The 13,210-nt window shown below is 67.6% G+C and carries 10 protein-coding genes and 1 pseudogene; 3 read left to right on the top strand and 8 right to left on the bottom strand.

Features of this window, described 5'->3' with window-relative positions; all coding sequences use genetic code 11:
* Positions 1-3 precede the first annotated feature (3 nt).
* Positions 4-963, top strand: a complete 960-nt coding sequence (locus tag EV187_RS17215) for a D-alanine--D-alanine ligase family protein (protein ID WP_130354304.1) — start codon at positions 4-6, stop codon at positions 961-963.
* Positions 964-1,042: 79 nt separating this feature from the next.
* Here EV187_RS17215 and EV187_RS17220 read toward each other — a convergent pair whose 3' ends face one another.
* From EV187_RS17220 to rpmH, 8 genes and pseudogenes are all read right to left on the bottom strand, one after another.
* Positions 1,043-2,026 carry a ParB/RepB/Spo0J family partition protein gene (locus tag EV187_RS17220; protein WP_130354305.1) on the bottom strand — a complete coding sequence of 328 codons (984 nt, stop codon included), beginning with the start codon at positions 2,024-2,026 and terminating at the stop codon, positions 1,043-1,045.
* Positions 2,026-3,012 carry a ParA family protein gene (locus EV187_RS17225; protein WP_130354306.1) on the bottom strand — a complete coding sequence of 329 codons (987 nt, stop codon included), beginning with the start codon at positions 3,010-3,012 and terminating at the stop codon, positions 2,026-2,028. Before EV187_RS17225 ends, EV187_RS17220 begins: the two co-directional genes overlap by 1 nt.
* Positions 3,013-6,501: 3,489 nt before the next feature.
* The gene (gene rsmG, locus EV187_RS17235; RefSeq protein WP_130354470.1) at positions 6,502-7,131 is read right to left on the bottom strand and encodes a 16S rRNA (guanine(527)-N(7))-methyltransferase RsmG; all 630 of its coding nucleotides are present in this window, start codon (positions 7,129-7,131) and stop codon (positions 6,502-6,504) included.
* A gap of 16 nt (positions 7,132-7,147) precedes the next feature.
* Positions 7,148-7,645 (bottom strand): Jag family protein, encoded by a 498-nt coding sequence (locus tag EV187_RS17240; protein WP_130354308.1) that lies wholly within the window; start codon positions 7,643-7,645, stop codon positions 7,148-7,150.
* Positions 7,646-7,648: 3 nt separating this feature from the next.
* Positions 7,649-8,605 (bottom strand): membrane protein insertase YidC, encoded by a 957-nt coding sequence (gene yidC, locus EV187_RS17245; protein ID WP_130354309.1) that lies wholly within the window; start codon positions 8,603-8,605, stop codon positions 7,649-7,651.
* Positions 8,606-8,785: 180 nt separating this feature from the next.
* Positions 8,786-9,022: pseudogene (yidD, locus tag EV187_RS18835) on the bottom strand (membrane protein insertion efficiency factor YidD); the annotation flags it as partial.
* A 55-nt stretch (positions 9,023-9,077) separates the two neighbouring features.
* On the bottom strand, positions 9,078-9,434 hold the full coding sequence (gene rnpA / locus EV187_RS17255; RefSeq protein ID WP_130354311.1) for a ribonuclease P protein component: 357 nt from the start codon (positions 9,432-9,434) through the stop codon (positions 9,078-9,080).
* 7 nt (positions 9,435-9,441) lie between these two features.
* Positions 9,442-9,579: a 50S ribosomal protein L34 gene (gene rpmH / locus EV187_RS17260; RefSeq protein WP_022889115.1), complete on the bottom strand. Its 138-nt coding sequence runs from the start codon at positions 9,577-9,579 to the stop codon at positions 9,442-9,444.
* 428 nt (positions 9,580-10,007) lie between these two features.
* Here rpmH and dnaA point away from each other — a divergent pair, with 428 nt between their 5' ends.
* Both dnaA and dnaN read left to right on the top strand, forming a co-directional pair.
* The gene (gene dnaA / locus EV187_RS17265) at positions 10,008-11,429 is read left to right on the top strand and encodes a chromosomal replication initiator protein DnaA (RefSeq protein ID WP_130354312.1); all 1,422 of its coding nucleotides are present in this window, start codon (positions 10,008-10,010) and stop codon (positions 11,427-11,429) included.
* Positions 11,430-11,997: 568 nt separating this feature from the next.
* Complete coding sequence (dnaN, locus tag EV187_RS17270; RefSeq protein WP_130354313.1) at positions 11,998-13,146, top strand: DNA polymerase III subunit beta; 1,149 nt, start codon at positions 11,998-12,000, stop codon at positions 13,144-13,146.
* The last annotated feature ends 64 nt before the right edge of the window (positions 13,147-13,210 follow it).

Raw genomic sequence — 13,210 nt, forward strand, 5'->3', positions numbered from 1 at the left:
ATCATGAGTGATTCACGTGGCCTGTACGTCGTCGTGCTGGCGGGCGGCATCTCACACGAGCGCGACGTCTCGCTCCGTTCCGGACGGCGCGTCGCCGATGCGCTGATCGAGGCGGGCCACCGGGTGGTGCTCCGCGATCCTGATGCCGGGCTGCTTCCGTTCCTTGACGAGGAGCGGCCCGATGTCGTGTTCCCGGCGTTGCACGGTTCGAGCGGCGAGGACGGGTCGCTGCTCGACCTGCTGCGGGCCCTCGGGGTGCCGACGGTCGGCTCGACCGGTGCCGCCGCGCGTCGCGCCTGGTCGAAGCCCGTCGCGAGCTCGCTCGTGGCCGAGGCGGGCCTGTCGATCCCCGAGTCGATCGTGCTCTCGCACGAGGCGTTCCGTGAACTGGGCGCCGCGAGCGTGCTCCGAGTGGTGCGAGGCGGGCTCGAGGGCGACCTGGTCGTCAAGCCCGGGTCGGGCGGATCCGCGCAGGGCGTGACGATCGTCGACGACACGAACGACCTGCCGCGCGCGATGGTGGAGGCGTTCACGTACGACGATGTCGCCGTGGTCGAGCGACGCGTGGTGGGAACCGAGATCACCGTCGCCGTCGTCGACACCGGCGACGGGCCGCGCGCGCTCACGCCGGTCGAGATCGAACCGACCTCCGGCGTCTACGGTTTCCAGGCACGGTACAACGCGGGGGAGACGACCTTCTACGCCCCGTCGCGCCTCGACGACGACGTGGCAGCCGTCGTGTCGGATGCCGCGGTGCTCGCGCATCGCACGCTCGGGTTGCGCGACCTCTCCCGCGTCGACTTCATCGTGGATTCGTCGGGCAGGCCGTGGTTCCTCGAGGCGAACGTCATCCCCGGACTCACCGAGACGTCGTTGGTCCCGCTCGCGATCGAGGCGTCGGGTACCGACGCGCCGACCGTCTACGGAGGACTCGTTCGCTCGGCGGCGGCACGCGCGTCCTGACTCCGTGGATCGACGGTCGATGGCGTGTTGAGCGCGCCTGCTTCGGTTCGTCAGGAACGATCCTGAGCGCGACCTCGCGTCAGACGCCGTCGAGTTCCTCGCCGAGGTCCGTGAGGATCCGACGCAGGTCCTGAACCGTCGCGAAATCGATGCTGATCTGGCCTTTCCGCGTACCTAATGCGATGCGGACCCGAGTGTTCAGGCGATCCCCGAGTCGACCGGCCAAGTCGTCGAGGAAGTCCTGGCGCTTTCCGGCGGCCGGCTTCGCTCGCGACGGCTTCGGCTCGCTCGTGGCGATCGCCTCGGCGGCACGGACCGAGAGTTCCTCGTTCACGATCTTGTCGGCGAAGCGCTGCATCTCCTCGGGGTCGTCGCCGATCGAGAGGATCGCCCGCGCGTGACCCGCGCTCAGCACCCCGGCAGCGACCCGGAGCTGGACGGCTTCGGGAAGCTTCAGCAGTCGGAGCGTGTTCGAGATCTGCGGCCTGGATCGACCGATGCGCGAGGCGAGCTCTTCCTGGGTGATGCCGAAGTCGGCGAGCAGTTGCTGGTAGGCGGATGCCTCCTCCAGTGGGTTGAGCTGCGAGCGGTGCAGGTTCTCGAGCAGCGCGTCCCTGAGCATGGCCTCGTTGGCCGTGTCCTTCACGACGGCGGGGATGGTGTCGAGACCGGCGGCCTTCGTGGCTCGAAGCCGGCGCTCGCCCATGACCAGCTCGTACTTGCCGATCTGGTCGGGATGCGGGCGCACGACGATCGGCTGCAGCACGCCGAACTCGCGGATGCTGTGCACGAGCTCCGCCAGGTCCTCGGGATCGAAGACGCTGCGCGGCTGCTGGGCGTTCGGGACGATGTCGTCGGGATCGAGGCGCGCCAAGTGCGCACCGGGCACCGTCAGCAGCCCCTCCGCGGCGGCGGCCTGCTCGACGGCAGCGATCGCCGTCGCCGGGGTGGAATCGGCATCGGGGAAGAACACGTCGACGGGGCGCGTGGCGCGACTGGCGTCGTCGCCGGTCGGGATGAGTGCGCCGATGCCGCGGCCGAGACCGGTTCGTTTGGTTGCCATCAGTTGGTGTCCTTCTGGGTTGCTGCGCCACGCCGCGCGATCTCGGCCGCCGCCTCTCGGTAGGAGAGGGAGCCACTCGACGCGTAGTCGTAGCTGATCACGCTCTGGCCGTAGCTCGGTGCTTCGGAGACTCGCACCGAGCGCGGAATGATCGTGTCGAGCGTCTGGTTGGGGAAGTGGTCGCGCACTTCCTGCGCGACCTGCTGCGCGAGGTTCGTGCGCGAGTCGTACATGGTGAGCAGGATCGTCGAGAGGCGGAGCTCGGAGTTGAGGTGCTTCTCGATGAGCTCGATGTTGCTGAGGAGCTGCGAGAGGCCTTCGAGCGCGTAGTACTCGCACTGGATCGGAATGAGCACCTCACGCGCGGCGACGAAGGCGTTGATCGTCAACAGGCCCAGGGACGGCGGGCAGTCGATGAACACGTAGTCGTATGGACGATCCATGCTCGCCAGGTGTGCGTCCAAAGCACGGCGGAGGCGCTGCTCGCGCGCGACGAGCGACACGAGCTCGATCTCCGCGCCGGCGAGGTGGATGGTGGCGGGGACGCAGTCGAGGTGCTCGTGCTCGGTCGACGGGCGCACGACATCCGCGAGGGGGAGGTCGGAGACCAGCACGTCGTAGACACTCTCCTGCTCGGAGCGATGATCGACGCCGAGCGCGGTCGAGGCGTTTCCCTGCGGATCGAGGTCGATCACGAGCACGTGTGCACCCGTCCGCGCCAAGGCCGCGGCGAGGTTCACCGCGGTGGTGGTCTTCCCGACGCCGCCCTTCTGGTTGGAGATCGTCAGGATGCGCGTGCTGGCCGGCAACGGCAGCACCTCCTCGTCCAGGGCGAGGCGGCGCCGTGTCTCGTCCGCGAGTTGATCGGCCAGGGGAGTTCCTCCGTGTCGGGTGTCCGTTTCACGTGAAACGGGAACTTCAGGGGCGAGCTCGACGGTTTCACGTGAAACACCGGCGCTGGCGGGCTGGATCGGCGGTGCGATCATCTCCGTGGAACCGTGCGCGAAGCGCGGCGCGATGGTGTCGTCATACGTGCCGCGGTTCGTCGGAACTCGCTCGTCAAGGCTACCGGTCGCGGCGGTGGATCCGTGGCCCCTCGGTTCGCCGGTGAGGTTCGACGGGCTCGGCGCTGGAGTGAGCTCCTCGGTTTCATGGGTCACCGCGCCGGCGTCGGGCGCGCCGGACCCGGCGGCGAGCTGCCCCGGTGGGTCCGTGGGAGCGGAAGCGGCCTCTCGCGGCACTTCGCGGGGAACGGCGATCGGCGCGATGGCAGATGTGGTCGACGGCACGCTGCCGTCGCCGCCCGCGGCCGGACCGACCGTGGCCGCCGTGGGTCGGGGAGCCGTGGGGGAGGTCGATGTCGATTCGAACGTCGGCTCGGTGGTGAGCCCCGGGCCACGCGGTGCTCGTCCACCTTCATCCTCAGGCCCACCGGTGGCCGAATCAGGCCGTGGTCGTTCGGGCTGCAGCGATGAGGCTGTTTCGGCCGCGGCGTCGCCCACGATCTCGCGGATGATGTCCTCGAGCAACCGGTCGGCGGTCGTCGGGGTGTGCTCGTGCGGGGGAGCGGCTGCGTCCGGCGCGGCCGGCTCATCGTTCAGTGCGGCGGCCGTCGCGGCATCCCAGTCATAGCTTCCGGTGGCGGTTGTGGGGTTCGCCGGTTCCGTACTGCTCGACCTCGGCCAGTTCGTCGCCGCCGGTGGCTTCGGTGATCCGACGCCGACGTGGACGGGAGTCGCGGTGGGCTCGGGCGGGATCGGCGCCGTGTTCGGCCTCATCTCGCGCACCGGCGAATCCTCGTGGGACTGCTCTCCAGCCGGGTCGATATGACCGACGCCGGTCGACGTCCAGGCGGTGGTCGGTGATTCCGTGTCGGCCGCGGTGGCGCGGGTGGGTGCCGTCGGGACCGCACCGAGCGTGCCGCTGCTCTCTCCTGCCGGAGCTGACGAATCCGGGTCGCGCACCCATGACGCCGTGGTCGACGCCGTGGGCGGTTCCATGCCGGTTCCCTCGGCTTCCGCCTGGTCGTCGCGCCGGCCGTCGGCCGTGGGCGACGAGACTGCGGTAGGCGCAGGCGCCCATGAGGGCGATGCGCCGATCGGCGGCGGTGGAGGACTCACCGTCGGCGTCTGCGGCGGTTTTGGTGTGGCGCGCGCTTCGGGACTCCACTGCGCATCGGGTCCGGCCGCGACCGCGGGTGGCACAACGACTGGCGGCGGCGTCGGATTCGGCTGAGCCTGTTGTGGTGTGAAGGAACTGGCGTGGGTGGTGCCTGTGGGCTGTTCGGATTCGGGTTGGTGGCGCTTGCGGTGGAACCATCCGCGTCCACCCTGTGCCATACCCGTCGCTCCAACCGTTGCGCCATCTCGCCGTCGGTTGCGCTGCCGCGTTCCCGACTTGAGTGTCAAGCCTAACCGTCGCCACCGTCGGGCATGGGGCGGATCACCCCGGATCTCCGGATCCGGAGGCAATTCGCGGACGGTCGGTCTCGGACCCTGTTCCGTCCTCGATGAGGAACCTCGCTTGCACCGCGCGCGGCTCCAACCTCGTTGGCTCAGCGCCCGTATCCCAGGTTATTGAAGAGGACGGGCTGGAACTCCGCGGGGTCAATCAATCGAGCCGGATCCGTCCCATGCCGTCAATGGCGGTGTGCATCGGCGGTCACAGCGCCACAACGAGCGTTCTCGTGGAACGCCGAGTCGGCGTGTGCGATCACCGGGGTGGATCGTGGAGCGATCTCTCCCCACTGCTCGTCCGTGAGTGTTTCACGTGAAACGTATGAAAGGAGCAGGGTCAGACCACCTGTGATGCGCGTCAGCCTGGACCAGGCCAACGGAACCTCGCTCAGCCACTCGGTGCTTGCGTAGGGTGTCGTGTGTCGACCGCCACCGGGCTCCGCCTGCTCTGCTCGGGCTGGCTGAGCTGCGGCGGGAAGAACATGGTGGCTTCGAGAACCCATTCGAGGTGGGGGGCGCCGATGTGGGTGAGTGCATCAGATGGTGTTGGCCGGCGGCGAGCATCCCGCGCGGCCCACCGGCGGCTCGGTCCGCGTCGGATGAGCACGTCGCACGGCGATACACGCATCGCTTCAACGACGGTGGTGACTCCAACGGGTGAGTGCATCAGATGGTGTTGCCCGGCGCCGAGCATCGCGCGCGGCCCACCGCAGGCTCGGTCCGCGTCGGATGAGCACGTCGCACGGCGATAGACGCATCGCTTCGACGGCGGTGGTGGGCTCCGACGGCAGATCGGGTTTGGTGCCCGGTCCACCTCAGGCGATGGGCGCGCTCGAGGGTGTGAGGGTTGCGAGGGATCACGTGGTTCATGTGCGTACTGCGGCGGCGCGCACCAATACGCTGATCTGCTCGCAGCACGGCAACACTCCATCGGGCTGCACCACACCAGCATCCCGTATGTGAGCTGTCCCAAATCGCGCCTGCATCCGGCCGGCATCCATCCCCGGCCAGCACCCGGCGGGAATCTCCCGACGCACCGGCCCAGCCGGGCTCACAAGCTGTTTCACGTGAAACAGGCGACCGTGAGCTCCTCCTGAATCACCGACTGGTGCTGACGTTGACGCCCTGAGTCGAAGACTGAACAACAGGAAGGACGAACCGGAACCCCCGGGACCACTCTCGCCCATTTCGGGGCCCCTCTCACCCGTTTCACGTGAAACGAACGTCTGGGATGCGCGTGACCCCCGGGTGCGGGTGAGCGCGAGGGACGAACGCCTCGACCCCGACAGGGCCTCTCTCTTGGTCGCCGGTCGTGAAGCGGCCACTCGGAGCGCGCAGGAGCCGGTGGACTGGGATCGTGTTGGTGCTCGCTTGACCGATGGGGGAGGCTCGTGGGCTTCGTGGCACCGTGGCTCGGGGAACGAACACGCGGTGCCCGCGTCGAGGCATGACCAGAGTGTTCGCCCGCCCTGATGTGCCAGGGCGCGACACTCCCGCATTGGCGGCTGGGCCGAGGCAACCCACACCCCTGCCCCCGACGCGGGACTGTGGCAAGTGGAGACGTGGATCCCGCGCGCGTGACGACGTCGAGGAAACGTGTGACGACGTCGGGAAGGGGAGGGCCGGCCGGCCCCCACCGGGTTCGACGATCCACCGGGCTCGATCGACGACGCCGATCACTCGATCGTGACGTGTGAGCTCCGGGGGAGTCTGATTTCGTCTTCTCGTCACCTTGAACGGGGGTCACCTCGGACTCAGGCGGGTGCCGTTCCAGTTCCGTCGAGTTCGACGGCCTCGCGTCGGCGCCGGCTCTGCAGATCGACTCGAGCCGACCGGATGGCGAGTGGTCGGTCGGGTGCCGTCTCGGTGGGCTCTCCGTCCATCGCAACCACGACCCGCCGACGCCACGCGCCACGCGGAGTCGTCCACGTCGAAGGGCAGACTCGTCCGTTCTCTTGGGAACGGTGGATCACGGGGATCAGGAGCTGCCCCAACGAAGCGCGGTACGGTCTGATCGACCTAGCCCACCGTCGCGCGGAACACGCGGGTGACCTCGGACACCACGCCTTCACCCAGCACGATCACCTCAGCGTCGTGCACCCGGTACTTGCGGATCGCCTTCTCGGCGGCGGTGATCTCTCCGTCGACTCCCGCGCCCTTCATGAGCACGAGCTCGCCTCCAGGTCGGAGCAGGGGAGCGGTCACCGGGATCAGGGTCCGAAGTGCGCTCACCGCGCGGGCGGTCACCTGGTCGAGTGCACCCTTCAGCTTCGACTCCTCGGCCCGGGCGCGAACGACCTCGACGTTGGAGAGACCGAGCTCGCCGGCCTGGCGTTCGAGCCAGGCAACACGTCGTTCCATCGGCTCGATGAGCGTGAACGAGACATCCGGGCGCATGATGGCCAGCACCAGACCAGGGAGACCCGCGCCCGACCCGACGTCGCCGACGCGGCCGGGGTGCAGGAGCGGACTGACCAACGCGCTGTTCAGGATGTGGCGGGTCCACAGGCGGGGGAGCTCGAGCGGACCGATCAGGCCGAGCTCCTCGCCGTGGCGCGCCAGCGCCTCCGTGAACTGGCGGCCGCGCTCGATGTGCGGTCCGAACACCTCGGCCGCCGCCGCGGGCTCAGGTTCGAGTCCGCCGATCATCGTTTCACGTGAAACGTCAGGCACCGCGGGTGATGATGGTGTGGCGATCGGCGCCCTCGCCGCGCGACTCGGAGTGGAACCCGCGTTCGCTGACGAGGTCGTGCACGAGCTTGCGCTCGTACGACGACATCGGCGGGAGTGCAGCCTCGGCCGCGCCCCCCTCGATGCGCTCGACGGCGCGGTTCACCAGGCCCGCGAGCTCGTTGCGTCGAACGTCTCGCGACCCTCCGATGTCGAGGATGAGGCGGGAGAACACGCCGGTCTTCGTCTGCACCGCCAAGCGCGTCAGCTCCTGGAGGGCGCTCACGGTGTCGGGCTTCGACAGCAGGTTGAGGTTCGCTCCATCGCCGGCGTTCACCGAAACGTAGGCGCGACCGTTGCGGGCGTCGATGTCGATGTCTCCATCGAGATCGCAGATGTCGAGGAGCTCCTCGATATAGTCCGCTGCGATGTCGCCTTCTTCTTCGAGCTGGGCGATCGAGCGGTCGTCGGTCTCGTTCTGCACGTCGGTCATGGTCTACTTCCCGCCCTGCTTCTTCGCGCGAGCCTTGCTGACAGGCTGCTGGCGCTGTGTGGGCTTCTTCTGTTCGGCGACGTCGTTCTCGGGCTTCTCCTCGACGACGAGCTTGCCCTTCCTGGCGAGGCGGGCCTCGCGGGCCTTCGCGGCCTCACTGCCCGGGGTCGGCATGTTGCGGATCACGACGAACTGCTGGCCCATGGTCCAGAAGTTCGAGACCAGCCAGTAGAACATGACGCCGATGGGGAAGGCGACACCCGAGAAGGCGAAGACGAGGGGGAGCAGGTACAGGAGGATGCGCTGCTGCCGGAACATGGGGCTCGCCTTGGTCTCGGGCGACATGTTCTTGGAGACGATCTGCAGCTGCGTGATGAACTGCGAGGCGGTCATCAGCACGATCATGACCGAAGCGACCACCATGGTCTGCCACGGCTGACCGCCGTTGTTGAATGCCTCGATGAAGGTCGAGCTCAGCGGCGCGCCGAGGAAGACCGAGTTCGCGAACGAGTCCGCGAGCTCCTGGCTGAGGAAGCCCACGCCCGCCTTGTCATGCACCGATGCGTCGTTGAGCACCGAGAACAAGCCGAAGAAGATGGGCATCTGCAGTAGCAGCGGCAGGCACGAGGAGAGCGGGTTGGTGCCGGTCTTCTTGTACAGCTCCATGGTCTCGCGCGACATCGCCTCGCGAGAGTACTGGTCCTTCTTGCCCTTGTACTTGTCCTGGATCTTCTTGAGCTGCGGCGCGACCTCGAGCATGCGGCGCTGGCTCTTGATCTGGCGCACGAAGATCGGGATCAGCGCCGCGCGCACCACGATGACCAGTCCGACGATCGAGAGCACCCACGTCACGCCCGCGTCCGGGTCGAGGCCGAAGAACGTCCACATGGAGTGGAAGGCGACGAGGATCAGCTCGATCACCCATTTGATCGGCCAGAGGATCAGACTGAGGATGTCCATGGGTGCGGGTCAGTCCTTTCGGGACAGGATGGGGGACGAGTTCGTGAGCACCGGTTCAACGGTGACCGGGCGCAGGTGCGAGTGGCGTGCGACGCCGGCGTCGACGGTGGCCTGGTGTTCGAGTTCATGGGCGAGCCGAGCGGCCGCCGCATCCGCTTCGGCCTTCGGGAACATGCCCTTCGGAACGACCCAGCCGAACGTCGTGATGCGGTAACGGTCGTGGCGGGAGATCCGCACGTCGTCGATGCCGCCGGCCGTCCAGGGGTTGCAGCGCACGATGCGCCACGCCGTCAGTGCCGACCCGACGAGCAGGCCCTGCTGCTGCACCGAACCGAGGCCGTAGGCCGAGCAGGACGGGTAGTACCGGCAGACATCGCCGTAGAGCGGTGAGATGAGCTTGCGATACGCCCGAAGCATCAGCACCCCGGCATTGCGGGGGAGGAGGAGCAGGAACAGGGCGAGGTCGCGCACGTCAGCGACCTTTCGCGAGGGGAACGGCGGCGGGAGCCGACAGGGCCTCGAGCACCTCGGCTCGCAACTGGCTCCACTCCGCCTCGGCGGCACCCGGCAGGGCGCGCACCACAACGTCGACGCCTCGTGCGCCGTCGGCGAGTGCCTCGTGACATACCGACTTGAGCCGGCGCCGGACGAGATTGCGACGCACCGCGGTGCCGACCTTCTTCGAGACGATGAAGCCGAAGCGTGCGTCGGTGCCCGACTCCCGTGAGCGCAGATAGCTCACGGTGTGGGCACCGGCGACCTTCGCACCGCGGCGCACGATGACTCGATAGTCGTCGGCGCTCGTGATGCGATTGGCTTTGGCGAGCACCGAAGGACTATGCGGAGAGTTCGGTGCGACCCTTGGCGCGGCGTGCCGACAGGATGGCACGACCGGCGCGGGTGCGCATGCGAAGGCGGAAGCCGTGCTTCTTGGCGCGACGACGGTTGTTCGGCTGGAACGTACGCTTGCTCATTCTTCTTCTCCGGCTGTTGGAATCTCCGCGCCGCGCAGTGGATGCGATGCCGCGGCAGGAAAACTGGGTGCCCGAAAGGGCTGGGGTCAACCTATTAAAACTACGGCCTCGGAGTCCCGGGGTCAAACCAGGTGCGGCTCGAACCCGGCGTAGTGCAAACGACACAGTATCGCGCGTACCTCGGGATCCCCTGTGGATCGACACGCGCGGGCCGTCGAATCCCTCTCCCGGCATTTGTTCCCGGGGCTGTGATTCGCTACCGTGTGAGACCAGTTATCCCCAGCTTCGCACGCGGAATTCCGGGCGACTTCCCGATTCTGCCCACAGGCGGTGGATAACGCTGTGAACACTTCGCCTCGCGCCGCTTGCATCGTCGATCGGGGGATCGATCAGCGGCACACGACGGCACCGAACGAATGCGGGGAACGATGACAGAGCAGCCCATCTCCGACACCTGGGCGACCGTCCTCGACCGGCTTTCCGACGACGCTGCGATCACGCCGATGCTGCAGGGCTTCCTCAACCTGGTGGAGCCGAAGGGCATCGCCGCCGGCACGTTCTACCTCGAGGTGCCGAACGACTTCACGGCCAGCATGCTCAACCAGCGGATGCGCGTGAGCCTCCTCTCGGCGATGAGCGCCATCGAGGCGCCGTCGTCGGTCACCTCGTTCTACGTGGTCGTGAATCCCGAGCTCGAGGAGGCCCGCGCCCCCGAGCCGCAGACCGCGGGCCTCGACGACTATCCCAATCCGGTCGAGCTCCCGGCCTCCCCGCAGTCGGTGTTCGAGCACACGGGTGGCGACCGCCCGCGCGACGCGAGGCTCAACCCGAAGTACTCGTTCGACAGCTTCGTGATCGGCCAGTCCAACCGATTCGCGCACGCCGCGGCCGTCGCGGTCGCGGAGGCGCCGGCGAAGGCCTACAACCCGCTCTTCATCTACGGCGACTCGGGCCTCGGCAAGACCCACCTCCTCCACGCGATCGGCCACTACGCGATGAGCCTCTACCCGGGCATCCGCGTGCGCTACGTGTCGTCGGAGGAGTTCACCAACGACTTCATCAACTCGATCGCGAACAACCGCGGATCGCTCTTCCAGCAGCGATACCGCAACATCGACATCCTGCTGATCGACGACATCCAGTTCCTGCAGGGCAAGGCGGAGACGCAGGAGGCGTTCTTCCACACCTTCAACACCCTGCACGACCACAACAAGCAGGTCGTGATCACGAGCGACGTGCCGCCGAAGCACCTCACCGGCTTCGAGGACCGCATGCGCAGCCGCTTCGAGTGGGGCCTGATCACCGACGTTCAGGCGCCCGACCTCGAGACGCGCATCGCGATCCTCCGCAAGAAGGCGCAGTCGGAGCGCCTCCAGGTGCCCGACGAGATCCTGGAGTACATGGCCTCGAAGGTGTCGAGCAACATCCGCGAGCTCGAGGGCACCCTCATCCGCGTCACCGCGTTCGCGAGCTTGAACCGCACGCCGGTGGACATGCCACTCGTGCAGACGGTGCTGAAGGACCTCATCACCGATGACACCGACAACGTCGTGGCGCCGGTCGACATCATCACGGCGACGGCGGAGTACTTCAAGCTGACCGTCGACGACCTCTACGGCTCCAGTCGTTCGCAGGCGGTCGCGACGGCGCGGCAGATCGCGATGTACCTGTGCCGCGAGCTCACGAGCCTGTCACTGCCGAAGATCGGGCAGCTGTTCGGCAACCGCGACCACACCACCGTCATGTACGCCAACAAGAAGATCTCCGAGCTGATGAAGGAGCGACGGTCGATCTACAACCAGGTCACCGAGCTCACCGCTCGTATCAAGCAGACGAGCCGCTACCGCTGATCGGATGCCGCCGGCCGGCGCCGGCCCGACCACCGAGTCCTTCCCCGACCTCGTGACGTCCGCCGACCCGGCACACGCCTCCGGCATGACATCCGGCGCCTCGTCCGCCCGCTCAGGAGGCGATTCCCACAACTGTGGAAAAGTTGTGGATTGTTAACGAGCAACCCCGCTGAGCCTGTTGAGACGGGGCCGGAGCCTGTGCATAACGCGGTGCCGCCCACGTCGCCGGCACGCGGCATCCGTACCTGAATGCACACACTGTGCACAGATCGGATGGGCCGACTCGGGCGTCGTTCCGCGGATCCCTGAACACCATCCACAGTTTCCACAACGGTTAACACCGTTAAGAGAGAACTGGTTAACCGGGGACCCGACAACATTCGAGTCGGGGGTCGAGTCGCGGGCCTCGGCTTCGCCGTTCCGACCGCTCGTCCGACTCCGCCACGCTGTGGGTCGCGACCGGCGGCACCTTCGACCCGCCGACCATCCGCCTCGGAATGTCCCATCACCCGCCGGAGCACTGCCGATAGCATGGGAGCCACCCAAGCGACATCCACGAGGGAGAACCGTGAAGTTCCAGGTCAATCGCGACGTCTTCAGTGAGGCCGTCTCCTTCGCCGTCAAGCTCCTCCCGCAGCGCACCACCCTGCCGATCCTGTCGGGGGTGCTGATCCAGGCGAACGACGACGGCCTCGTACTCTCCTCGTTCGACTACGAGGTGTCCTCGCAGACCGAGATCCAGGCCGACGTCGAGGAGCCCGGCACCGTGCTCGTCTCCGGACGACTCCTCGCCGAGATCGCCGGCCGCCTTCCGAACGCACCCGTGCGCGTCGCGACCGAGGAGTCGCGCATCTCCGTTAGCTGCGGCTCCGCCAGCTTCACGCTCCTGTCGATGCCGGTCGAGGAATACCCGTCCATTCCCGAGATCGGCGCCGAGTCGGGCGTCGTGCCCGCCGAGGAGTTCGCCACCGCCGTCGCCCAGGTGGCCGTCGCCGCGTCGCGCGACGATGTCACGCCGGTCATCACGGGCGTGCAGCTCGAGGTGCGCGAGAACAACCTCAGCCTGGTCGCCACCGATCGCTATCGCGTCGCCGTGCGCGAGATCGAGTGGGACGGCGGCGGGGTCGCGAGCGAGCAGTCGGTCACCGCGCTCGTCCCGGCCCGCACCCTGCAGGAGGTCGGCAAGACGTTCGGTCACTCGGGCACCATCTCGGTCGCGATCACGAGCCGCGACGACCGAGAGCTCATCGCGTTCAGCGCCGAGAAGAAGACCGTGACCTCGCTGCTCATCAAGGGCAACTTCCCCCCGGTGCGCCGGCTGTTCCCCGACACCGTCGACAATCACGCGGTCATGAACACCGCCGACCTCATCGAGGCCACACGCCGCGTCGCGCTCGTGCTCGAGCGGGAGGCCGCCCTGCGCTACACCTTCACGGCCGACGGCCTCACCCTCGAGGCGATCGGCAGCGAGCAGGCCCAGGCCTCCGAGACGATCGACGCGATCCTCACCGGCGACGACACCGTCGTGTCGCTCAAGCCGCAGTTCCTGCTCGACGGCCTCGGCGCCGTGCACTCGGAGTTCGTGCGCATCTCGTTCACGAAGACCGAGAATCCCAACAAGCCGGGCCCGGTGCTCATCACCAGCCAGTCCTCGCGCGAGCAGGCCGGTGCCGACACCTACCGCTACCTGCTGCAGCCGAACCTCCTGCTGCGCTGAGTCCGCCGACCGTCCGAGCCGGCGTGGGGATCGGACCCGCGAGGCCGTCGGTGGCGCGGGGTAG

It is taken from the genome of Agromyces ramosus, assembly GCF_004216665.1.
Lineage (GTDB): Bacteria > Actinomycetota > Actinomycetes > Actinomycetales > Microbacteriaceae > Agromyces > Agromyces ramosus.